Source organism: Comamonas serinivorans (genome assembly GCF_002158865.1).
Taxonomy (GTDB): domain Bacteria; phylum Pseudomonadota; class Gammaproteobacteria; order Burkholderiales; family Burkholderiaceae_C; genus Comamonas_E; species Comamonas_E serinivorans.
Genome location: NZ_CP021455.1, coordinates 93,408 through 116,231, shown reverse-complemented (window position 1 = coordinate 116,231; position 22,824 = coordinate 93,408). Strand labels below are relative to the sequence as shown.

The following is a 22,824-nucleotide window of genomic DNA, read 5'->3' as shown; positions in this document are numbered from 1 at the left end:
CGACACCACGCCCATCACCGCTCCCCATGTCGAGGCCCTGGCCGCCCGGACGGCGGTCGATGCGCGGGCTGGGCGCCGGCCAGGCGCCGGTCTGCCAGCGGGCATGCGCCGCGCGTCCAGACTGGGTGCACCGTCTGGTCTGACAGCCCATCCAGCCGCACGGCCACCCCGCCGGCGCGCCCCTGCCCAGGCCCCGTGGGGTGGAACCTGGACCAGCTGCCGGTCAGCCTGGCGGGGCTGCTGCAAGCCCAGCGCATGTGACGGCGGCCCGCGTGCCGGATTCCCATGACACCGCTTCAAGCCGACAGCCTGGCGCCCGACACCTGCGCCAGCACCCCCCCGTCCACCTGGCGGCAAACCTACCTGCGCGTGCTGACCTGGGCCTTCATGCTGCTGACGGGCGCCCGCCTGGCCGCCTATGCGCCCACGGTCCTCGCCATCCTGCAGACGCGCGACTCCCACCAGCATTCGCTGTGGACTTGGCTGATCTGGGTCGGGGCCAACGCCACCATGGCGGCCTGGCTGTACGAGCAGAACGGCCACCGCATCGACAAGGCGATCGGCGTGAGCCTGGCCAACGCCGCGGCCTGCCTGCTGACGTCGGGCGTGATCGTGTGGTTCCGCTTCTGAGGGCAGCCCGACCGCGGCCGACAGCCTGAAGGTCAGCGTGTCGGCGGTGTTGGCCGCGGGACGCTGGTGGCCGAGCGTCCCTGCGCGCTGCCCGAAGGAATGTGACGAATTGCCACGCACCCGGGCGTTGCATGCGCCACCGGCTGTTGGCCGGTTTGCACCACGATGAGCCAGTATCGGTTCATGGTCGATGAATCAACATCGTTGATGACTGCATACTGCTTGTTTTGATTGCCCTCCGGGAATGCCTCCGGGCGGCCGAAGCTGTGCCCCGCCTGCAGCTTGGGGGACTGCCCGCGGCACGGGCTGATGCATCATCGAGACGACCCACATCCTGCAAACGATCACACCCGAGGTGCCCATGCGCTACGCCGAGCTTCACGAGCAGTCCATCCACGATCCGAAGGCCTTCTGGGGTGAACAGGCCAAGGCCATCGACTGGCACACGCCCTTCACCCAGGTGCACGACGGCAGCCGCTCGCCGTTCGAGACCTGGTTCGCCGGCGGTGAACTCAACCTGTGCCACAACGCCGTCGACCGCCATGCCGCCACGCGGCCCGATCAGCCGGCCCTGATCTGGCATTCGACCGAGGTCAACCAGGAACGCACCTACACCTACGCCCAGCTGCTGGACGAGGTGCAGGCCATGGCCGCCACCTACCAGGCGCTGGGCGTGACCAAGGGCGACCGCGTGCTGATCTACATGCCCATGGTGCCCGAGGCGCTGTTCGCCATGCTGGCTGCTGTGCGCCTGGGGGCCATCCATTCGGTGGTGTTCGGCGGCTTTGCCAGCGTCAGCCTGGCCACGCGCATCGAAGACGCGTCGCCCAAGCTCATCGTCAGCGCCGACGCCGGCTCGCGCGGCGGCAAAGCCATGGCCTACAAGCCGCTGCTCGACAAGGCCATCGAGCTGTCGGCGCACAAGCCGGCGCACGTGCTCATCGTGAATCGCGGCTTGGTCGCGCCCGAGATGACCGCCGGCCGCGATGTGGACTATGCCGAGCAACGCCAGGCCCAATGGGGCAAGTCTGTGCCTTGCGAATGGGTGGCGTCCGAGCACCCCAGCTACATCCTGTACACCAGCGGCACCACGGGCAAGCCCAAGGGCGTGCAGCGCGACACCGGCGGCTACGCCGTGGCCCTGGCCGCCAGCATGAAGCACATCTACCTGGGCGCGGCCGGCGACACCATGTTCACCACCAGCGACGTGGGCTGGGTGGTGGGCCACAGCTACATCGTCTACGCGCCGCTGATCGCCGGCATGGCCACCGTGGTCTACGAGGGCCTGCCGATTCGCCCCGACGCCGGCATCTGGTGGCAGCTGGTCGAGCAACACCGCGTCAACATCATGTTCAGCGCGCCCACGGCCATGCGCATCCTCAAAAAAGAAGGCGCCGAAGCGATCCAACAGCACAAGCTCGACAGCCTGCGCGCGCTGTTCGTCGCCGGCGAGCCGCTGGACGAGACCACCTCGGCCTGGCTGCAGCAGACGCTGGGCATCCCCATCGTCGACAACTACTGGCAGACCGAATCGGGCTGGCCCATCCTGGGCACGGCCAACGGGGTGGAGCGCCGCACGCCGGCTCTGGGCAGCGCCGGCGTGCCCATGGTGGGCTACCAAGTCCGCCTCATCGACGACCAGAGCGGCGAGGTGCTGCAGGGCGCCGACCAGAAGGGCGTGGTGATGATCGAAGCCCCTCTGCCCCCGGGCTTCATGCAGACCGTGTGGCGCGACGACGCGCGCTTCCTCAAGACCTATTGGCAAGAGCTGGGCGGCAAGCACTACTACTCCACCTTCGACTGGGGCATCCGCAACGCCGCGGGCGACCACTTCATCCTGGGCCGCACCGATGACGTCATCAACGTGGCCGGCCACCGCTTTGGCACGCGCGAGATCGAGGCCAGCATCGCCACCCACGCCGCCGTGGCCGAGTCGGCCGTGGTGGGCGTGGCCGACCAGCTCAAGGGCCAGATCGCCGTCGCCTTCGTCACGCTGAAAGACGCCGGCCAGGCCAGCGACGCCCTGCGCGGCGAGGTCGCCAAGGTGGTCGAGCAGCAGCTGGGCGCCGTGGCGCGGCCCTCGCAGATCCACTTCGTCGGGGGCCTGCCCAAAACGCGCTCGGGCAAGGTGCTGCGCCGCGCCCTGCAAGCCGTGGCCGAGCAACGCGACCCGGGCGACCTGAGCACCATCGAAGACCCCAGCACCTTGACCGCCATCCAGGGCTTGTTCAAGCCCGCGTCGGTGGATTGAGACTGGGCGACGCCGTGCGACGCGGCGTTGTCTTGCTGTGATGGCGCCGTGACCGCGGTTGAATCCATCGGACTCGACAGGCCCCCACCACCCGCGTCACGGCTGCTCGCCAGGGCTCCGAGGCAGTGCGGCGTGGTGTGGCTGGACCGAAGCCGACGTGCCGGCCAGCGCGTGGCCCGCAACCTACGGCCGGCGACCCGCTCAGCGAAACCCGGCCAGGCGTGCCGCAAGCTCGGCGTCGTCCAGGGCCAGCCGCTCGATGCGCCGGAAGGCCGGCTGGGCGGCGTGGCCCCCACAGCGCACGCTGCGGCCGAACCAGCGCTGGTAGACGTCGAGGAACTGCTGCGCGGCTTCGCTGCTGTGCATGAGCTGCGGCCCGCAGGCCAGCAAGGCGTCGCGCGCCAGCGCGGCGAGGTCGGGCGCGGATTCAGCAGTGGAGCCGGCTGAATCGGGACCGCGGGCTGACAACGTGGCCGGGCCACCTACCGGGGGCGGAGGCGCCGTGGCCGATGCATCCGGTGCAACGGCGGCCTCGCGTGCCAAGGCAGGAATGGGCCGTGGACCGGGCGCGGCAACCGGCAAGGGCGCCGTCGACTGAACCAGCGCAGGCACCGGCAACTGCGCCAGCGCCCACAGCGCCGACCAGGCTTCGACGGCGTCCAGATCGGCGTGGTCCTGCACCAGCAGCTCGAGCGCGGCGCGCTGGTCGGCCTCGGCCGCCGTGGGGTCGCCCAGCAGGCGGCCGATCTCGGCGATGGCGCGCACGCGCGAGGGCATGCCGTGGGCGTTCACGCTCATGGACGACGAACCCGGGTGGGCGCACACCGCGTGGTGTGCAGGGTCAAAGGCATGGCTTGTTGCAAGCAGTATGGGTTGAATGCCGTCATGTAATGAACGAGTATGGGCTCATACTGCTCGGAGATGGGTCAAGGCGCCCGCAACGGGCGGACGGCCCCGCCGGGCCTGGGCGTCAATGGTAGTCTGCGCCAGCGGCGTCCCCAGCCGCGGATGCATCGGAGTGGTCATGTCTGAATTCGTTCGTCGCCTCGCGTGTCGTTTCCCCCTCATCCAGGCGCCCATGGCTGGCGTGCAGGACCAGGCCCTGGCGCTGGCCGTGTCACGCGCCGGCGGCCTGGGCAACTTGCCTGGCGCCATGCTGAGCGTGGAGGCCCTGCGCAGCGCGCTACGCGCCTTGCAGGACAGCGGCCTGCCCTATGGGGTGAACTTTTTCGCCCACGCGCAGACGGTGCCCAGCCCGGCGCTGATGCGCGCCTGGACCGACCGCCTGGCGCCCTTTTTCGAGCGCTGGAACCTGGACACCGCGCACGTGCCGGGCGAGGCCTCGCGCCAGCCCTTCGGCGCGGCGCAGGCCCAGGTGCTGGCCGAGTTCCGGCCCACGGTGGTGAGTTTTCACTTCGGCCTGCCCGACGCGGCCCTGGTCGACCAGGTGCGGCAGACCGGGGCGCAGATTTGGTCCAGCGCCACCACCGTGGCCGAGGCGCGCTGGCTGGCCGAACGCGGGGTGGACGCGGTCATCGCCCAGGGCTGGGAAGCCGGTGGCCACCGCGGCCATTTCCTCAGCGATGAGCTGACCGAGCAGACCGGCACCTTCGCCCTGCTGCCGCAGGTGGTGGCGGCGGTCGATTGCCCGGTGATCGCGGCGGGCGGCGTGGCCACGGCCGAGGGCGTGGTTGCGGCCCTGCAGCTGGGCGCGGCGGCCGTGCAGGTGGGCACGGCCTTTCTTTGCGCCGACGAGGCCCGCACCAGCGCCCTGCACCGCGCCGCCCTGCACAGCGAGGCGGCCCGCCACACCAGCGTGACCAACGTGTTCTCGGGCCGGCCGGCGCGCGGCATCGTCAACTTCGCCATGCGCGAGCTGGGCGACGCGCAGCACCTGAGCAACCTGGCGCCCCCGTTTCCGTTCGCGGGCAATGCCATGGGCCTGCTGAAGGCGGCGGCCGAGCAGCAGGGCAACACCGACTTCAGCTCGCTGTGGGCGGGGCAGAACGCATCGGTCTGTCGCGATGCCCCGGCCGCCACCATCGTCGCCGAGCTGACGCGTGCCCTGGCCTGATGGATTGGCCATCGCTGAAGAATTTAAGGGCAGTATGGCCTGATCGCCGTTTCATCTGAAACGAGTGATTGGACATACTGCGGTTCAATGTAGACAGCGCCAACGAGCGTGGACTGGGTGCCGACCGGCTCGGCCGCCCGCGTCAGTGCAGGTCCAACACGCGGCGCATCAGCATCAGCAGCTTGCTGTCCATCTCGGCGCTGTCCAGCGCCAGCGGGCCGGGGTTGGTCAGCATGGTGAACACCAGCGTGCCCACCATCATCTGCAAGGCAATCTCGATCTCGCGTTCCACCGGCGCCGGGTCCTGACCGGGCGCGCACAGCCGTGCGGCCAGCGCCGGCACGAACAGGGCGTAGCTGTGCCGGTTCAGCCCGCGCATGGGGTTGGTGTCCGGGTTCAGCGACGCGAAATGCCGCAGCGAGGCCTGAAACAGGCCCAGGTTGGCCCGGCACAGGCGCACGTAGTAGCGCACGATGTGCTCGGCCACCTCCAGCGCGGTGAGCGGCGTGCCGGGCGCCAGCGGTTCGGCCGCCGCACTGGCCCGCTCGCGCAGCTGGCTGTAGGCGACCGCGAGCACCGCCTCGATGAAGGCGTCCTTGTCCTTGAAGCGGCCGTAGAAAGCGCCGGTCGAGGTCTTGGCGAGGCGGATCACCTCGCTGACCACCACCTGCTCAAAGCTGCCGTGGCGTTCGATCAAGGCGTGACCCGCCTGCACCATGCGGCTGAAGGTGGCCTCGCTGCGCAGTTGGCGGGGGGGCCGCACGGCGTCCCCGGCGGCGTTCACGGCGGTCTGAGCCCGGCGCGCCCGGCCTGAGCCGGTGCGCCTGGGCGTGGTGGTGGCCATGGGATGGCGTCTCCAAAGGTTGAACGCGCCATTATCGAGCTAGGGCTTACCCGCATTGATGGGCTCGCTGCAGCCACCTGAAAATAGAACTCGAGTTCTGATTCCAAAACACAAAGGCAGGCCGGTCAACCGCGCCGCGCCGAAAGGAGACCCATGAAGATCCAAGCCGCCATCACGCCGGCCGCGAATGCCCCGTTCACGCTTGCCGAGGTCGAGCTGGACGCCCCCCGCCCGGACGAGGTGCTGGTGCGCATCGTGGGCGCAGGGCTGTGCCACACCGACCTTGTGGCCGCCGAGGGGATGATGCCCATCGCGCTGCCGGCCGTGCTGGGCCACGAGGGCGCTGGCGTGGTGGAACAGGTGGGCGCGCAGGTCACCAAGGTGCAGCCGGGCGACGCCGTGGCCATCACCTTCACCTCGTGTGGCCACTGCCCCCGCTGTGCGTCGCACGAGCCGGCCTATTGCCATGCCATGGGCCAGCTCAACTTCACCGGCTTGCGCGCCGATGGCAGCCGATCGCTGGTGGCCGGGGGGCAGCGCATCTCGGGCAGCTTCTTCGGGCAATCGTCGTTTGCCACCCATGCCCTGGCCAGCGAACGCAACGTGGTGAAGGTGGCGCCGGGCGTGCCGCTCGAGATTGCGGGCACACTGGGCTGCGGCGTGCAGACGGGTGCCGGCGCCATCATGCGGTCGCTGCAGTGCCCGGCCGGCTCCAGCCTGCTGATCACCGGCGGCGGCGCGGTGGGCCTCAGCGCGGTCATGGGCGCGGTGATCCAGGGCTGCGCCCATGTCGTGGTGCTCGAGCCCAATGCCGCGCGCCGCGAGATGGCCCTGTCGCTGGGCGCGACGCTGGCCATCGACCCCCGCGCCGAGGCAGACTGGGTGGCGGCCGTGCGCGCCGTGTTGCCCACGGGCGTGGACTTCATGCTGGACACCAGCGGCATCCCGGCCGTGATCGAGCGGGTGCCGCAGCTGCTGGCGCCCAAAGGCACGTTCGGCTTCGTTGGCGTGCCGCCGGCCCATGCCGCCGACCTGGCGCTGCCGGGCACGCTGCGCGAGGCCATGCGCAGCGGCTTCACCTACCGCGGCATCATCGAAGGCGACAGCGACCCCGACACCTTCATCCCGCAGCTGATGGCGCTGTACCTGCAAGGCCGTTTTCCGTTCGACCGCCTGGTCACCACCTACCCGCTGGCCGACATCAACCGCGCCGTGGCCGAGCAACAGCAGGGCCTGTGCATCAAGCCGGTGCTGCTGCCTTGATCACCTGATGCAGTATGCAGCCATTGCCGTTGAATGCAAAACGGAAATGGCCTGATACCTCAAGAAATCAAACCCACCTGGAGACTTCCCCATGACGACCGCCGTGGCCACGCCCGATGTCGACCTGCCCGCGCACATCGCCTCTTTCCTTGTCGACGCCCAAGGCTATGCCGACGTCGAACGCCTGCACGACACCTACACCTGGATGCGGGCCCACAACCCCCTGGGCCGCGTCACGCACCCCGACTACGCGCCGTTCTGGGCCGTGACCAAGCACGCCGACGTGACCGCCATCTCGCGCAACAACACGCTGTTCAGCAACGGCGCGTCGTCCGTCATCTGCCGCCCCCAGGCCTTCATCGACCACCTGATCGCCAAGAACGGCATCCCGCATTCGGTCAAGGCCCTGGTGCACGTCGACGGCGAGGAGCACAAGGCCCTGCGCGGCCTCACGCAATCGTGGTTCATGCCGAACAGCATCCTCAAGCTCAACGAGCGCATCAGCGCGCTGGCGCGGCAGAACGTGGACGCGCTCGCGCGCCACAACGGCCAGACGGTCGATTTCGTCACCGACCTGGCCCTGCACTACCCGCTGCACGTCATCATGGACATCCTCGGCGTGCCGCCCGAGGACGAACCGCGCATGCTGGCCCTGACCCAGGAGTTCTTCGGCAACCAGGACCCGGACCTCAAGCGCGGCTTGGACAGCGGCGGCAGCGACAACGGGCTGGGCCTGGGCCAGAACATGCTGGCCGTCGTGGCCGACTTCCGCGCCTACTTCGACCGCCTGACCGACGAGCGCCGGCGCAACCCGCGCAACGACGTCGCCAGCCTGCTGGCCAGCGGCACGATCAACGGCGAGCCGCTGGGCGACCTGCAGCGCCTGGGCTACTACATCATCATCGCCACCGCGGGCCACGACACCACGTCCTCGTCCGCGTCGTGCGCCATGTGGGCGCTGGCGCAGCACCCCGAGCTGCTGCCGCGCCTCCAGGCCGACCCGGCCCTGATCCCGCAGTTCATCGACGAGGCCATCCGCATCGCCACGCCGGTGCGCCACTTCATGCGCACCGCCATGGCCGACACCGACATCCGCGGCCGCACCATCCGCCAGGGCGACTGGCTGATGCTGTGCTACGGCTCAGCCAACCGCGACGAGGAGGTGTTCGAGCAGCCGTTCGCGTTCAACATCGACCGCAAGCCCAACCGCCACCTGGCCTTTGGCTTCGGCGCCCACGTCTGCCTGGGCCAGCACCTGGCCAAGCTCGAGCTGCGCCTGCTGTTCGAGGCCCTCATCCCGCGCCTGCAACGCGTCGAGCAGGTGGGCGAGATGCGCATGATGTCGTCGCTGTTCGTGGGCGGCCCCAAGACGCTGCCGCTGCGCTGCGTGGTGCAGTGAGCCGGATCAGGAGTTCCCCATGAATCCCCCCGAGACGCTGACGGTGCAGGTGGTGCGCCGCACGCCCCACACCGACGACATCGTGGAGCTGGAGCTGCAGGCCCTGGACGCCGCCGCCCTGCCCCGCTTCGAGGCCGGCGCGCACATCGACGTGCACGCCGGGCCTGGCCTGGTGCGCCAGTACTCGCTGTGCAACCCGCCCGCTGACGCCGGCCGCTACGTGATCGGCGTGCTGCGCGACCCGGCCTCGCGCGGCGGCTCGGCCGCCATCCACGAGCGGCTGACGCCGGGTGCGCAGCTGCAGATCAGTGCCCCGCGCAACCACTTTCCGCTGCAGCCCGCACGGCGCAGCTTGCTGCTGGCCGGCGGCATCGGCATCACGCCGCTGCTGGGCATGGCGCATGCGCTGCACGCGGCCGGCACCGCGTTCGCCCTGCACTACTGCGCGCGCAGCCCGGCCCGGGCGGCCTTTCTGGACACGCTGGCGCAGGCGCCCTTCGGCGACCGCGTACAGCTGCATTTCGACGATGGCGAGCCGGCCCAGCAGCTGGCGCTGGCGGCGCTGCTGCACCAGGCCGCCGCGGCGGACGACGAGGTCTACGTCTGCGGCCCGGCCGGCTTCATCGCCGCGGTGTGCGCTGCTGCCGAACAGGCGGGCGTCGCCAAGTCGCGCGTGCACGTCGAGTACTTCAGCGCCCAGGCCGTGGACACCTCTGGCGATGGGGCCTTCGCGGTCAAGCTGGCCCGCTCGGGTCAGGTGTTCCACATCCCGGCCGACCGCTCCGTCACCTCGGTGCTGCTCGAGGCCGGCATCGACATCTACACCTCGTGCGAGGAAGGCACCTGCGGCAGCTGCGTGACACGCGTGCTGGAGGGCGAGCCCGAGCACCGCGACGTCTTCCTCACCGACGAGGAACACGCCAGCGGCCAGCAATTCACCCCCTGTTGTTCGCGCGCCCGCACACCGATGCTGGTGCTCGACCTGTGATCCCCCTGCAAGCCAACCATGTCACATCCCTCGTTCTCCATGACCATCGACGGGCAGTCCACGCCCGGTGAAGCCCGCTTCCCCGTCATCAACCCCGCGACCGGACAGGTCATCGCCGACGCCCCGGACGCCAGCGCGGCCGAGCTGGACCAGGCCGTGGCCAGCGCGCGGCGCGCGTTTCCGGCCTGGGCCGCCACGCCGCTGGCCGAGCGCCAGCGCTGCGTGGCCCAGATCGGCCAGACCCTGCTGGCCCAGGTGGACGTGCTGGCGCCGCTGCTGATGCAGGAGCAGGGCAAGCCGCTGGACCAGGCCAAGCAGGAGGTGCAGCGCGCGGCCTACTGGTGCCAGGCCATGGCCCAAATGGACGTGCCGGTTGAGGAGACCGACCTCGGCACGGAGGTGGTCAAGGTGCTGCACGTGCCGCTGGGCGTGGTGGGCGGCATCGTGCCCTGGAACTTTCCTGTGGTGCTGGCGCTGTGGAAGGTGGCGCCCGCGCTGGTCACCGGCAACACCCTGGTGCTCAAGCCGTCGCCGTTCACGCCGCTGACCACGCTCAAGCTCGGTGAGCTGCTGCAAGGCGTGTTGCCGCCCGGCGTGCTCAACGTGATCAGCGGCACCGACGCGCTGGGGCCGCTGATCTCGTCCCACCCCGGCATCGACAAGGTCAGCTTCACCGGCTCCACCCAGACTGGCCGCAAGGTCATGGAATCGGCCTCGGTCAACCTCAAGCGCCTGACGCTGGAGCTGGGCGGCAACGACGCGGCCATCGTGTTGCCCGATGTGGACGTGGACGAGGTCGCGCCCAAGCTGTTCTGGGGCGCGTTCTCGAACAACGCGCAGTTCTGCCTGGCCATCAAACGCCTCTACATCCACGAGTCCATCTACGACCGCCTGGCCGCCAAGTTGGTCGAGCTGGCGCGGCAGACGCCCATGGGCCCCGGCGACCAGCCCGGCGTGCAGCTGGGCCCGGTGCAGAACCAGCGCCAGTTCGCGCGCCTGAACGACCTGCTGGCGGACACGCGGCAACAAGGCCACCGCCTGCTGTGCGGCGGCGAGGTCCCCGAGGGCGCGGGCTACTTCTTCCCCGTCACGCTGGTGGACAACCCGCCCGACAGCGCGCGCGTGGTGAAGGAAGAGCCCTTCGGCCCCATCCTGCCGCTGCTCAAGTTTCGCGAGGTGGACGAGGTGGTGGCGCGCGCCAACGACAGCGAATACGGCCTGGGCGGCTCGGTCTGGGGGCGCGATGCGCAGGCCGCGACGGACGTGGCGCTGCGCCTGAACACCGGCACCGTCTGGGTCAACCAGATCCACACCCTGGGCCCGAACAAGCCCATGGCCGGTCACAAGCAATCGGGCCTGGGCGTCGAGAACGGCCTGGACGGCCTGCTGGCCTACACCGTGCCGCGCACCGTGTCGGTGAAGAAGGCCTGATCGCCCGCGTGTGAGGTGTAGATGTGGGGTATGGACCAATTGCCTTTTTTCAAAAAACGGTAACAGCCCTATACCCCATGATGATTGAGCCAACTCAGTTGCGCTGAGCGGGCTCGCCGCGTGGTGTCCGGTGGGGCACCGCTCCCATCACCCGCGAGACCCGGCGCATGCACCCACCGGGGATGGCCGTGCCGCGTCGCCTTTTGGGGCCAGCCGGCTCGTGACCGTGCCCACTGGGGGCAACACGACGCCCAGGGTTCGCGGCGCGTGGCCCGGTGTGAACCCAGCGTGGTGGCCGCACGGCGTCCGTCAGCGCATGCGGGATGCCGGGCCACAGGCCGCCACCAACGACCAGGGGCCGGTGACGTGCGTCACCGGCCCCTGGTGTCATGGCAGGCCTGCGGCCTGGCCGTGCGGTTGCGCGGCGGGCCCAGGGCCCGCCCCGCCTCACTTGATGATTTCTTCGGCTTCCTTGCGCAGGGCGTCGCTCAGCGTCACGCCCTGTTGGCCGGCGGCGGTCTCGTTCAGCACCAGGGTGGTCTTGTTGCCCACTTCGCTGGCGATGGCGCCGACCTTTTCACCCTTGAGGATGCGGTTGACGATCTTGCCGGCCTGGCGGCCCATGTCGTAGTAGTTCATGCCCAGGGCGGCCACGGCGCCGCGCTTGACCGAATCCGGGTCCGAGGCCACCAGCGGAATCTTGGCATCGCGGGCCACGGCCACCATGGACTCGTAGGTCGACACCACGTTGTTGTCGGTCGAGGTGTAGATCACGTCGACCTTGCCCACGAGCGACTTGGCGGCCGAGCCCACGTCCACGGTGCGCGGTGCCGCGGCTTCCACCAGCGTCATGCCGTGCTTGGCCAGCTCGGCCTTGAGCTCCTTGACCACGATGGTCGAGTTCACCTCGCCGGGGCTGTAGACCATGCCCACCTTCTTGGCGCTGGGTTTGATCTTCTTGATCAGCTCGATCTGCGGGGCCAGCGGCAGCGCGTCCGACACGCCGGTCACGTTGGTGCCCGACGGGCCCATGCCCTTGACGAGCTTGGCGGCCACGGGGTCGGTCACGGCGGCATAGACCAGCGGGATGGAGCGCGTGGCGGCCGCAGCAGCCTGGGCGCTGGGCGTGGCGATGGCGACGATGGCGTCCACCTTGTCGCCGACGAACTTCTTGGCGATCTGGCCCGTGGTGGCGGCATTGCCTTGCGCGCTCTGGTATTGCAGCTTCAGGTTCTTGCCGCTTTCCCAGCCCAGCGCCTTGAGCTCGTCCTCCACGCCCTTGCGGGCGGCATCCAGCGCGGGGTGATCGACGTAGGCGGTGATGCCCACCGACTTGGTCTGCGCCAGGGCGACCGGGCTCATCAGCACGGCACAGGCCAAGGCCACCGAACTCATCACCACGCGACGGCTCAACATTTGCTTCATGGTTGTCTTTCCAGAACGAGAACACACAAGGCCGCATGGGGCGGCCGCTTGAACCTGCAAGCGTAGCAGCACGTCCACCGTTTTTCATGGGCATTTGCCTCAGCGTCACCGCCTGCCGTGGCTCGCCAGGCAGGGCGGGCCGACCGGCACGCGGGCGGTCGCCCATGGCGCGACGAGAAGCCGCCGCGTGCCGGCTGGCGAACCGGAATCAGCCTGGAGACAGGGCATCGACCCCACTTGCAGTAAGTTCCGCCCTGGCCCGCCGGCGGTTTCATGCGGATTGCTCGGACAGTCAGGTGCGCGCTGCTCGATCAACCCCTGAACGTCCCTCGCCATGTCCCAGTTTGATGACCTCCTCGCGCAGCCTTTCGGCACCATCCCCGAGCTGATCGCCTGTCACGCGCAGACGCGCCCCGATCACACGGCCTTGATCGAAGGCGAACAGCGGCTGAGCTACGGCGAGCTGGATGCCCAAATGAACCGCATCGCGGCCGCGCTGCAGCGCGACGGCCTGGTGCCCGGCGACGTGATCGCCATCTGCGCCACCACCTCCATCGCCTACGTCGAGACCTTTTTCGGCGCCTTGCGCGCCGGCGTGGTGGTGGCCCCGCTGGCTCCGTCGGCCACGGCCGATCACCTGGGCGCCATGCTGGACAACTCGCAGGCCAAGCTGCTGTTCCGCGACGCCGACATCGCCCAGCAATGGCCGGCCGCCGGGCACACCGGCCAATGCATCGCGCTGGACGACCGCGCCGAGGCCGGCAAGCCCTTCAGCGACTGGCTGACGCCCGTGGGCACCCTGCCCCAGCCCGTGCAGCCCGATCCACAGCGCGGCTTCAACCTCATCTACTCGTCCGGCACGACGGGCGTGCCCAAGGGCATCGTCCAGTCCCTGGGCATGCGCTGGCAGCACGTCAACCGCGGCAACGTGAATGGCTACACGCGCGACACCATCGCCATCGCCGCCACGCCCATGTACTCCAACACCACGCTGGTGGCGGCACTGCCCACGCTGAGCATGGGTGGCACCCTGGTGCTCATGCCCAAGTTCAACGCGGCCAAGTTCCTCAAGCTGGTCGAACAGCACAAGGTGACGCACGCCATGCTGGTGCCGGTCCAGTACCAGCGCCTGCTCGATGCGCCCGAGTTCGACCAGACCGACCTGTCCACGCTGACGACCAAGTTCTGCACCAGCGCCCCGTTCAAGGCCGACCTCAAGGCCGAGGTGCTGCGCCGCTGGCCCGGCAAATTGATCGAGTACTACGGCATGACCGAAGGCGGCGTGGGCTGCCAGCTGGAGTGCCACACCTACCCCCACAAGCTGCACACCGTGGGCAAGCCGCGTGAGGGCACCATCGTCGTGATGATCGACGACCAGGGCAAGCCCCTGCCCCCCGGCGAGCTGGGCGAGATCGTCGGCCACTCGGCCGCCATGATGAACGGCTACTACCGCCTGCCCGAGAAGTCGGCCGAGATCGAGTGGTTCGACGACCAGGGCCGCCGCTACCTGCGCACCGGTGACGTGGGCCGCTTCGACGAAGACGGCTTCATCGTGCTGGGCGACCGCAAGAAGGACATGATCATCTCGGGTGGTTTCAACATCTACCCGCAGGACATCGAGGCCGAGCTGGTGCAGCACCCCGAGGTGCGCGAGTGTTCGGTCATCGGCGTGCCCTCGCGCGAGTGGGGCGAAACGCCCGTGGCCTACGTGGTGGCGCGCGACGCCTCGCGCAACCCGGCTGAGCTGGGCGCCGAGGTCAAGGCCTGGCTGAATGGCCGCGTGGGCAAGACCCAGCGCGTGGCCGACCTGGTCGTCGTCGACAGCCTGCCGCGCAGCGAGATCGGCAAGGTGCTCAAGCGCGACCTGCGCGAGTTGTACCAGCGCAGCACCGCCGTCTGAGCGCGGGGTCCAGGGCGGCCCTGCCCTGCTCTGCTCCCTGGGTCTGGCGCGCGCTTGGCTGGCCCGCGGTGCCGGCCTCGTTCTGGAGCCGCCGATGCAGCGCGGCGGACAACGGCGACGATCGCATGGCCACACGCGCGGTGACCGGCGGCGCGTCCATCGGATGACGCCGCCCGCATGTCCGGCTCACCCAGCCCCGTGTCGTGGCGGGCGCCACGGCTCGCCGTGGCGCGCCTTCGGGGGACGGCACAGGTCGCGTGCCGTTCGAACAGGCGGATGTTCAGGATTGAGCAGTATGGCTGGTTCCCATTCATGCTGAAACGGTGATTGACCCATACTGCTTGAATGCATCGATCCGACGCCAGGGTGGCCGCTCACCCCAGAAAGCGCAGGCTCCACGCCACCAGGGCCGCCAGCAGCATGGTGCCGCCCCACAGTGCCCAACTTTGCCTGCGCATCAGGTACAGGAACACCAGCATGACCAAGGCCACCTGCGTGAAAAGCCGGTCGTGGAACACGACGTTACCCAAACCCCAGGCCGCCATCAGCTGCAGCACGTAGGTGCCAAGCCGGCGCCGGGTGCGTGACTGTGGGGCGTGGCCATCGGGGGCGGGGACACCGGCCCGCCCTGCGTCTTCGGTGCGCGGGTCGCTCAGGCGGCGGCCGCCCTGCCCCGGGCGCGCACCGGCTGGCCCCACGCCGGCGGCCGTCGTCGCGGGCTCGGCCGCCGCGGCCTGGGCGGCGCGGCGGGCCTGGCGCTGTTCGCGCCGCTCCTGGTCGGTCAGCACGCGCACCGGCGTGGGCCGTGGGGCGATCTGCCACCAGCGGCCCGAGGCCAGCGGCGGCGTCTGGCCCTGCGCGGCCGCGGCCCGGAACGACAGGCGGCCGCCACCCGCGGGCCGCGCCGAGGCGGCCTGCGCCAGGGCGTTGACGGTGGCGGCGCTGGCCTCGTGCGCGGCGGGCAGCAAGGCCTGGGCCTGGCTCAGCAGCGCACCGGCCTGCGCCGGCTGAACCTGGTGCACGAACTGGGCCCAGCCGATGAGCTGGGCGCGCGTGACGGGCTGTTGCTGCCAGTGCGCCTGCGCCAGGCCCTGGGTGTGCGCCCGGTGCAAGGCGGCACGCAGGCGGCGGCGCTGGCGGCGTGACACGCTGGGCGCCGCGCCGTTGACCACCAGGCCGGTCACCGTCTGCTGGCGGCCGCGGCGCATCACGGCCTGCTTGGTGGGATGGGGCGTGAAACCCTCGTCGCGCACGATCCAGCGCGCGCGGCGCAGCAGCTCGCCCACGCGGTCGGCGGCCTCGCCCGAGGCCGAAAAGCTCAGGTCATCGGCATAGCGCGTGTAGGCAAAGCCCAGCGTCGCGGCCAGCGCGGCCAGCCGCCGGTCCAGGCGCCGGCACAGGATGTTGGTCAGCTGCGGGCTGCTGGGTGCGCCCTGCGGCAGCACCCGGTCGCGCGCGCGGCCCGCGATGTGCACGGTTTCGCCGTCGATGCGCAGCGTGTCGGCCCGGGCCTCGGTGCACAGCAGCGCCAGCACGGTGGCCACGGCCTCGCCGTAGCCCAGGTGCTGGAACACGCCCTTGACGCGCGGCAGGCCGACGCTGGGGAAGAAGTCCTGCAGGTCCAGGTTGATGACCACGTCCTGGTCGGCATGCGGCCGGGCATTGCCCACGATGCCGTGGCCCGGCAAAAAGCCGTGCGCGGCCGCGTGCACCGGCACCTTGGCCAGGATGTTGTCCAGCACCCAGTACTGCGCGCGCTTGAGCCGCGGCATGGGCGCCGAGATCAGCCGCTCGCCGCCGGTTTTCTTGGGCACGGTGAAGCGCTGGTAATGCGTGCTGCGCGAGACCTCGCGGTGCGTGGCCAGGAAGCGCAGCTCGCGCACGCCAATGCCCATGGCGTCGGCCAGCGCCGGCGCATCGGTCAGCAGCGGCAGGTCGTGGCGCGCCAGCCGGTCGGTGCGCGGCGTGGACGCGCGCGCGGCGCCGCCGCGGTCAGCCGTCGCCGCGCGGGCCTGGCCGGCCGGCTCCGCCGCGTGTTCGGCATTTGCGGAAGGGTCCGCCTGGTCGGCAGACGGCTGGGCCGATCTCGGGGCTGGATCGGCGGGCAAACGCGCCACCGGCTGCAGCGCGGCCGACACGCCCTCGCCCAGCCAGCCGATGTGGCGATCGCGCTCGGCGTGCCAGGCCAGCGCGCGTTCGTGGCGCGCTTCGTGGCGCTGGCGGCGCGTGGCCTCGCGCTGCGCGCGGGCCGCGGCCATGCGTTCGCGCCGCATGCGGCGCAGGGCCTGCTCGGGGTCGGCGTACTGCGCGGCTTCCTGGCGCAGGGCGTTCAGCTGTTGGCTGAGTTCGGCCTCGCGTTCGATCAGCTCGGCCGCCAGCCGGGGTTCGCCTTCGCCCTGTGGCCAAAAGCCCAGGCGCTGCATCTCGGCCAGCACCACGGCGTCCTTGCTGGACGCGCGGATGCGTTCGAGGAGTTCGGCGCGGGTGGGTTGGGGGGCGCTCATGTGGCACCTCCGCAAGGCGTGCGCGGGGCACTCAGGACAAGCGATTCAGGAGGGGTATGACCTGATGGCCGTTCAGAATTGAACGGAGACTGCTGCATACTGCCGTTACCAGACGGGGTGTGCAGAGAGGTGCAGGCGGCCAAAAGGTCGTGCAACGCGCTTCTCGTCGAAGAGCCTGCAAGGCTCACGGGACGGGGGCTGTTCACTCGACGCCGAACTTGGCCTGCTGTGCAATTGGCTTGTCGCAAGCCTCTTCGTAAGTGCACAGCAGGCCAATGTTCGGCACAGTGAAAACGGTCCCCCGTGGCGCATGAAACGGCAAAGGTCATGGACGGCGAAACACCGTCCGGGTTGCAAGAGCCTGCGCGTTGCACGAAGCGGCAGTGTAGTGCATGTTCAGGCGAAACCGGGGCTGTCCCAAGGCTGGGCAACGGGTTCGTCAAAGGGTTCGCCCAGGGGTTCGCCGATGGCGTTATGCCGGGACGTGACGCGCGCTCCGGGCTGCCAGCGCAGCCAGGCCGTGATGCAAGGCCCTGTGTCTTCGCCATGTGGGTATGGTGGCAAAGGCGTTTGAAGGTGATCGACAGCAGGGTCATACAGGGGGTGATGGGCATCATGCGTCGGCTCCGGTCACGGGCGTGGCGCTGGCCGCCGCGCTGGCCGTCGCCGCCTGGGCGCGGGCCTGATCCAGCGGGGCTTGTGCCACCAGGCGCAGCGCCAGCATGTGCACGCAGGGGCCGCGTCGCAGGCCGTGCTGCTGGCGGTGGTTGCAGTCGCAGCGCGCGTCGGTCAGCACGTCGTCGGCCGACAGCTCCAGCACCGTGTCGTGCGTGCGCCGGTCGGTCGGCACCTGGCCAGCCACACGGGCAAAGCCCTGGGCGAAGTCGATGCGGTGCACCTGCACGCCGCCGCTGGCGACCAGGGCCACGGCCTCGTCGTCCTCGGGGCTGACCAGGCGCAGCTGACCGGGCGTCAGCGGCTCGCGCAGCAGCTCGCGCCAGGCCCAGCGGCCCTGGGGCAGGTCGTACACGGCGCGCCCGGCCTGGGCCCAGGCCGTGAGGGCGGCGCGCACCTCGCCCGCGCCCAGCTGCGTGGCGGCGGCCAGCTCGTCCACGCTCGCCATCCAGCGCGCCTGCAAGGCCTGCGCCACGGCGTTCAGCGCCGCGGGCGGCAGGGCCTGGCGCGGCGTCAGCAGCGCGAACTTGGCGGCGCTGGCCCAGTCGTTGCTGGTCCAGCCGGACAGGCCCAGCGTGACCGTGACCTCGCCCAGCTCGATCACCCAGAAGCTGGGCATGCCGGTGCCCAGCAGGTGCACGCGCACGCGCTGCGCCACGGCGATGAGGCGCTCCAGCGTCAGCAGGCGGCGTCGGCCCCACAGGCGGATGGTCTGTGGCTCGGTGAGGGCCGGGCCGACGAGTTGGCTGCGCCGCGTGGGCAGGCGCAGGTTCCAGGGCTCGAAGACCAGCGTGGGCGCGGCACGGGGCGCGAGCTCGATGCGCAAGGCGCGGGGCCCGGCCGTTTCGCGCTGCTGCCGCAGCACGCTGAGCACACTGTGCAGGTCCATGGGGTGCAGCTCGAGCACGGTGGCGGGCAGGGCGCTGGCGCTGGAGACCTGCAGGAAGCCGGCCAGCCAGGATTCGGGCAGGTCGATCTTGTCCTCGCGCCGCTCGGGGTCGCCGGCGGCCTGCACGGCAAAGCCGGCGGGGTCGATGGCGATGCGCGTGTCGCGGTAGTCGCGGATTTTCTGGAACTCGTCGTACAGGCTGACCGAGTAGTCGATGTTGGTCGTGCCGCAGGCCACCTCGCCCGTGCGCGTGAAGGCGTTGTGCGAGATGCTGACCGCGCAGTAGCTCGACTCGTCCTGGCTGAAGGCCTCGAACAGCACGCGCTCGGGGTGCACGGTGATGACCGGGTCGAGCACGAACCAGGCGTCGCGGTTGGCCATGTAGAGCCAGCTAAAGTACTTGGCGCGGGCGCGGTAGAAGGGATCGAGGACGCGGCTTTTCTGCGCCCGCACGGCTTGCAGCTCGCGCTGCACGTCGTCCAGCCGGGCCCGGACGCTGGTGCCGCGCTGCATGAAGCGCGCCAGCAGGTGCTGTTCGTTGTCGGCCAGCCAGGCGCGGTAGGCCGTGCGGTCACGGCCGCGCACGCGCAGGTCGCTCACGACCACGTCGTGCAGGGCCGACAGGGCCTCGCGCACGGGCCAGTGCACGCCGGTGTCGCGCCGCAACAACCCGTCGAACGCCACCTGGGGGCGCAGCAGGTCGGGGGCGAACGAAAAGGCCTGTGACTGGCTGCCGTCGCTGACCTGGGTGGTGCCGTGGTACTGGTATCGGAATTCCATCGGGCTCTCCGGTCACGCCTGGCCGAGGCGGTCAGCGGCCTGGGTGCGTGGCGCGCGTGCGGGTGGGGGCTGCCACTGCAGGCAGGGCAGCGGCAGCTGCGGGTGGCGCGCGGCGATGTCGCGCAGGCCCGCCATGTACTGCGGCTGGTCGAGCCGGCCCGCGCCCACCACCTGGCGGGCATAGACCTCGGCCACCACGGCGGCGGTTTCGGGTGCCTCGATCTGCTGGCGTAAAAAGGCCTGCACGCGCGTCTTGCTGACGCGGCCGCGGTGCACCTGCGACAGCACGCTGAGGAAGTAGGGCTGGAGCTGGGCCAGCCGCGCCGCGCGCTGGGGCGCGGGCTCGTCGGGCAGGGCCAGCAGCCATTGCGTGACGAACTGCTGCACGCCGACGCTGGGGTGCTGGGCCAGGCGCGTCAGGCACAGGCTGGCCTCGGCGGCGCCCATGTGGCGCATCAGCCGCTGCCGGCCCAGGGCCTGCACCCAGTCGCGCGGGTGGTCCACCCAGCGGATCAGCAGCTCGGGGCTGAGGGCGCTGTCGGGCAGGCGCTCGCCCAGCAACTGGCGGGCGTAGGCCTGGCTGTCGTCGAACAGGCTGTCGGCCAGGGGCAGCAGCGCATCGGCCTGCTCGGGCGTGGTGGCGCTCAGGGGCGAGAGCAGGGCGTCGATGCGGGCCCGGGCGCGGGCGCGCACGTCCACGTCGGCATGGCGCCCCAGCGTGGCCCATTGCCGCAGGGTATAGGGGTCTGAGCCCATCTGGCTCAACGCCAGCGCACCGTACCGCTGGGCGCCGGCGGCTTGGGCCTGCAGCGCGCGCCAGACGCTGTCGGCGTCCAAACCCGGGGCAAAGGCGGCAAGCGGCGCGGGCCCGCCAGCGGGGTCTGCCAGGCCGGGGGGCGAAGGCGGGCGGTTTGGCCCGCCCGCGGACGACGGCGAGGCCCTGCCCGCCGGTGCCGGCTGCGGCAGCAGCAGGGCCAGCGTGTCGGCGTGCACGCCCTCGGCCGGCTCGCTGCGGAACAGGCTGGCATGCAGGCGCTGGGCCAGCCACGCGCAGGCGGCGTGGCCCTGGGGGTCTGCGGCCAGCCGCTCGATGGCGTTGCGCACCGCGCCGCGCATGTCGGCGCTGGGGGACTGGCTGCCCTCGAACAGCAGCTCGGCCTGCTCGCGCAGGGCCGTCATCGGCAGGCTGGCCAGCAGGCGCATGCCGCACACGCGCCGCGCCAGCTCGGGCGAGCCAAGCAGCGCCTGCAGGTGGCTGGCGGGCAGGTGCGCCAGCGCCTGGGGGTGCAGCGCCACCCAGGTGCTGGCCACCTGCACCACGGGCAGGGCGGGGTCGGCCAGCAGGGCCAGCAGCGGCGCGGGGGCGACCTGCGGCGCACAGCCGGCCCAGGCGCCCGCCAGCCACTGCTGCAGGCCGTGGGCGATGGCCTGGGCATCGGCGTGCTCGTCATCGAGGGATGGCAGCAGGGCCAGCACCTCGTTCATCAGCGGGGCAGTATCGAGCCCCGCCGATGAAAAATTCATCGGCATCACCGAATACCCCAGGGCGCGGTTGCTGGCGCTGGGCGAGTACAGCAGCGCAGCCAGCAGGTCGGGGGCCTGGGGCAGGGCGGCCAGGTGCGGCGCCAGGTCCTGGGCCAGCACCTGGGCCGCACGCGGGTGGGCGCTGCGGGCGAGGGCGCGCCACCAGCGCAGGCGTTCGGTGGCATCGCGGGCCCGCGCCAGGTGGGCCTGAACCACGTCCAGCCCCAGCTCGGCCGTGAGGGCAAAGCGGCTGGCCAGCAGCTCGCCGATGGGCGCGGGCGGCAGCACGGCCAGCCAATCGCGCTGGTCGCGCAGGGCGCGCGCCATCACCCACTGCACCAGCCGGTTGCCGCTGGTGCGCAGCAGCTGCAGCACGGCCTGGGGGTTGGCGTCCCACAGGGGCTGAAGGCCGTCCAGGCGTTGCTCGGGCAGGGCGTCTTCGCGCAGGTTGGGGTAGCCGTGGTTGCCCAGGCGCAAGCGGTGGTTGTGGGTGCGCCACTCGGGGTGGGCGTCCAGCAGCAGCAGCCCGGCCACCGACCAGCGGTGGGCCTGGGCATACACCGAGTCGCGAAAGCGCGCGTCGCTGGCCGGGGCATCGCTGGGCAGGGCCAGCAGCAGGGCCACGGCCAGCTGCGGCGCTTCGCTGTGACCGACCTCGGCCAGGCGGCGCAGGGTGCGCAGGGTGCGGGTGCAGAAGTAATCGCGGGCCACGGTCGAGTACCCGCGCACATGGTCATGGCCACGCGCCCAGCGGGTCTGGTACAGCCCGGTTCGGGGATCGCGGTAGGCGCTGGGGTGGCGGTCGGGCTGGGGCATGGCGCGGTCGCGTTCCAGGCGCGCGTGCAACACGGCCAGCAGCGCCCAGTCCTGGGCCAACTCGGCGCGCTGGTAGACCTGGCGCACGGCGGCGAACAGCTCGGGGGTCCAGTGCGCACTGGCCAGGGCCTCGCCCAGGGCGGCGTGCACGGTGGGGTCGATCAGCGCCAGGGCCTGCGCGTGCCCCAGGCTGGCGACGGCTTCGCGAACGGCGTTGCGCTGCGTGTCGTTGCGGGCGGTGTGCCGTTGCGCCTGGCTGACGGCAGGGCTGGCCAGCGTGGCCAGGTGCTGCAGCAGGGCCCCGCGCACGCTGACCAGCGGCGCCAGGGCCGCGCGCGCCTCGTCGGGCGTGCCGGCGCGCACCAGCAGCAGGTGGCGGGCGTAGGCGGCCACACCCCGCGTGGCCTCACTGCGGCCGTGCTGGGCCAGCGCGGCCAGGGCCTGCGCCGCGCCGGGGTCTTGCAGGCGCGCCAGGGCCCAGGCCAGGGTGTAGTCGAGCAGGTCATCGCCGCTTTCGAGCAGGCTCACCAGCTGCGGCACCAGCCGGTACAGGCGCTGCTGCGCGGCCTGGTCGCGCCGCGCGGCGTCGAAGCGCTCGGCCACCCGCCAGACCCGGCGTGCCTGTTGCTTGGCCGGCAACGCGGCCCAAGGGCCCGGCGCGAACTGCGCGACCAGGGTGGCCACGGCCTCGGCCTCGCCGCGCGGGGGCTTGCGCTGGGCCAGCCACTGCGGCGCCAGCGGAAAGTGCCAGCGCGCCGGGTTGGCGTCGCCCGCGGCCGGGGCCGCGTCGGATGTGGGCGAGCCTGCGCCGCGCGCCGCTGGCGTGTCGGGCCGGTCGGGTGAGGGTGGGGCGGCCGGCAGCGCAGCCGAAGCCGGGGCGCCGTCCAGGCCGATGGTCTCGGGGCCAGCGGCCGGCGGCGCCACCGCAGGGTCTTGCAGCGTGGCGTTAGATGCAAGGTCAGTATCGGCCGATTTCGATGGTGGTTGAATCGGAAAATGGCTCATACCCTCGTCGGCGCACAGGTCGACCAAGGCGGCGAAGCCGCTTTGCGCACTCAGCGCATCGCCCATGGCCACGCGGTGGCGCACGAAATCCACGGCTTTGTCGGTGGCACCGGCCAGGGTGAGCGGCAGCGGCGTCAAGGTCGATTCGCTGCTGGCGCGCACGGTGCCGGCGTCGGCCGCGGCAGGCGGGGCCAGCTCCGTCAACGAGCGGCTGACGACGAACTCGCGTGCCTCGGGCGCGGCGTCGTCCTTCAGGGCCACCAGGCGCACGACGCACACGCGCAAGCGCTGCGGGCCCTGCAACAAGGTGGCGGTGGCAAGTGTTCGCATGGCGGTCTCTGGGTGATGTGCTGGCCTGTCGGGCCCGCGGGCTGCCGGCAGGGGCGGCAACGGGCCAGTGTATCGGCAGCCTGTGGCGCGGGCGGC

Annotated in this window: 14 protein-coding genes; 8 read left to right on the top strand and 6 right to left on the bottom strand. The window is 71.0% G+C overall.

Annotated features, from left to right (window positions below; genetic code table 11):
- Positions 1-285 precede the first annotated feature (285 nt).
- On the top strand, positions 286-630 hold the full coding sequence (locus tag CCO03_RS19355) for a hypothetical protein (RefSeq protein ID WP_157667420.1): 345 nt from the start codon (positions 286-288) through the stop codon (positions 628-630).
- A gap of 361 nt (positions 631-991) precedes the next feature.
- The gene (locus CCO03_RS00440) at positions 992-2,881 is read left to right on the top strand and encodes a propionate--CoA ligase (RefSeq protein WP_087275779.1); all 1,890 of its coding nucleotides are present in this window, start codon (positions 992-994) and stop codon (positions 2,879-2,881) included.
- Between the two features lie 201 nt (positions 2,882-3,082).
- Here the strand turns inward: CCO03_RS00440 and CCO03_RS00435 are convergent, their stop codons facing one another.
- Positions 3,083-3,679 carry a hypothetical protein gene (locus CCO03_RS00435; protein ID WP_157667419.1) on the bottom strand — a complete coding sequence of 199 codons (597 nt, stop codon included), beginning with the start codon at positions 3,677-3,679 and terminating at the stop codon, positions 3,083-3,085.
- A 226-nt stretch (positions 3,680-3,905) separates the two neighbouring features.
- Here CCO03_RS00435 and CCO03_RS00430 point away from each other — a divergent pair, with 226 nt between their 5' ends.
- A complete protein-coding gene (locus CCO03_RS00430) occupies positions 3,906-4,955 on the top strand; it encodes an NAD(P)H-dependent flavin oxidoreductase (RefSeq protein WP_087275774.1) in 1,050 nt (349 codons plus the stop codon).
- Positions 4,956-5,097: 142 nt separating this feature from the next.
- Here CCO03_RS00430 and CCO03_RS00425 read toward each other — a convergent pair whose 3' ends face one another.
- A complete protein-coding gene (locus tag CCO03_RS00425) occupies positions 5,098-5,799 on the bottom strand; it encodes a TetR/AcrR family transcriptional regulator (RefSeq protein WP_087275771.1) in 702 nt (233 codons plus the stop codon).
- A 153-nt stretch (positions 5,800-5,952) separates the two neighbouring features.
- On the opposite strand from CCO03_RS00425, the gene CCO03_RS00420 reads away from it, so the two are divergent.
- From CCO03_RS00420 to CCO03_RS00405, 4 genes are all read left to right on the top strand, one after another.
- Entirely contained in the window at positions 5,953-7,062 is a 1,110-nt protein-coding gene (locus CCO03_RS00420) for an NAD(P)-dependent alcohol dehydrogenase (RefSeq protein ID WP_087275768.1), read from the top strand.
- Between the two features lie 91 nt (positions 7,063-7,153).
- Positions 7,154-8,461 (top strand): cytochrome P450, encoded by a 1,308-nt coding sequence (locus tag CCO03_RS00415; RefSeq protein ID WP_087275765.1) that lies wholly within the window; start codon positions 7,154-7,156, stop codon positions 8,459-8,461.
- A 19-nt stretch (positions 8,462-8,480) separates the two neighbouring features.
- On the top strand, positions 8,481-9,449 hold the full coding sequence (locus CCO03_RS00410; protein WP_087275762.1) for a PDR/VanB family oxidoreductase: 969 nt from the start codon (positions 8,481-8,483) through the stop codon (positions 9,447-9,449).
- Positions 9,450-9,467: 18 nt separating this feature from the next.
- Positions 9,468-10,880, top strand: a complete 1,413-nt coding sequence (locus tag CCO03_RS00405; RefSeq protein WP_087275759.1) for an aldehyde dehydrogenase family protein — start codon at positions 9,468-9,470, stop codon at positions 10,878-10,880.
- 447 nt (positions 10,881-11,327) lie between these two features.
- On the opposite strand, the gene CCO03_RS00400 is transcribed toward CCO03_RS00405, so the two are convergent.
- A complete protein-coding gene (locus CCO03_RS00400; RefSeq protein WP_087275756.1) occupies positions 11,328-12,305 on the bottom strand; it encodes an ABC transporter substrate-binding protein in 978 nt (325 codons plus the stop codon).
- Between the two features lie 334 nt (positions 12,306-12,639).
- Here CCO03_RS00400 and CCO03_RS00395 point away from each other — a divergent pair, with 334 nt between their 5' ends.
- Positions 12,640-14,205, top strand: coding sequence for a class I adenylate-forming enzyme family protein (locus CCO03_RS00395; RefSeq protein ID WP_087275753.1), 1,566 nt, complete (start codon positions 12,640-12,642; stop codon positions 14,203-14,205).
- A gap of 374 nt (positions 14,206-14,579) precedes the next feature.
- Here the strand turns inward: CCO03_RS00395 and CCO03_RS00390 are convergent, their stop codons facing one another.
- The 3 genes from CCO03_RS00390 to CCO03_RS00380 form a co-directional block, all read right to left on the bottom strand.
- Entirely contained in the window at positions 14,580-16,709 is a 2,130-nt protein-coding gene (locus tag CCO03_RS00390; protein ID WP_087275750.1) for a reverse transcriptase domain-containing protein, read from the bottom strand.
- Positions 16,710-17,322: 613 nt separating this feature from the next.
- Positions 17,323-19,053, bottom strand: a complete 1,731-nt coding sequence (locus CCO03_RS00385; RefSeq protein ID WP_236903959.1) for an SWIM zinc finger family protein — start codon at positions 19,051-19,053, stop codon at positions 17,323-17,325.
- 12 nt (positions 19,054-19,065) lie between these two features.
- Complete coding sequence (locus tag CCO03_RS00380) at positions 19,066-22,728, bottom strand: hypothetical protein (protein WP_157667418.1); 3,663 nt, start codon at positions 22,726-22,728, stop codon at positions 19,066-19,068.
- Between the last annotated feature and the right edge of the window lie 96 nt (positions 22,729-22,824).

Coding starts and splice junctions, on each gene's coding strand:
- CCO03_RS19355 (WP_157667420.1), top strand. CDS start 286: ATGACACCGCTTCAAGCCGACAGCCTGGCGCCCGACACCTGCGCCAGC.
- CCO03_RS00440 (WP_087275779.1), top strand. CDS start 992: ATGCGCTACGCCGAGCTTCACGAGCAGTCCATCCACGATCCGAAGGCC.
- CCO03_RS00435 (WP_157667419.1), bottom strand. CDS start 3,679: ATGAGCGTGAACGCCCACGGCATGCCCTCGCGCGTGCGCGCCATCGCC.
- CCO03_RS00430 (WP_087275774.1), top strand. CDS start 3,906: ATGTCTGAATTCGTTCGTCGCCTCGCGTGTCGTTTCCCCCTCATCCAG.
- CCO03_RS00425 (WP_087275771.1), bottom strand. CDS start 5,799: ATGGCCACCACCACGCCCAGGCGCACCGGCTCAGGCCGGGCGCGCCGG.
- CCO03_RS00420 (WP_087275768.1), top strand. CDS start 5,953: ATGAAGATCCAAGCCGCCATCACGCCGGCCGCGAATGCCCCGTTCACG.
- CCO03_RS00415 (WP_087275765.1), top strand. CDS start 7,154: ATGACGACCGCCGTGGCCACGCCCGATGTCGACCTGCCCGCGCACATC.
- CCO03_RS00410 (WP_087275762.1), top strand. CDS start 8,481: ATGAATCCCCCCGAGACGCTGACGGTGCAGGTGGTGCGCCGCACGCCC.
- CCO03_RS00405 (WP_087275759.1), top strand. CDS start 9,468: ATGTCACATCCCTCGTTCTCCATGACCATCGACGGGCAGTCCACGCCC.
- CCO03_RS00400 (WP_087275756.1), bottom strand. CDS start 12,305: ATGAAGCAAATGTTGAGCCGTCGCGTGGTGATGAGTTCGGTGGCCTTG.
- CCO03_RS00395 (WP_087275753.1), top strand. CDS start 12,640: ATGTCCCAGTTTGATGACCTCCTCGCGCAGCCTTTCGGCACCATCCCC.
- CCO03_RS00390 (WP_087275750.1), bottom strand. CDS start 16,709: ATGAGCGCCCCCCAACCCACCCGCGCCGAACTCCTCGAACGCATCCGC.
- CCO03_RS00385 (WP_236903959.1), bottom strand. CDS start 19,053: ATGGAATTCCGATACCAGTACCACGGCACCACCCAGGTCAGCGACGGC.
- CCO03_RS00380 (WP_157667418.1), bottom strand. CDS start 22,728: ATGCGAACACTTGCCACCGCCACCTTGTTGCAGGGCCCGCAGCGCTTG.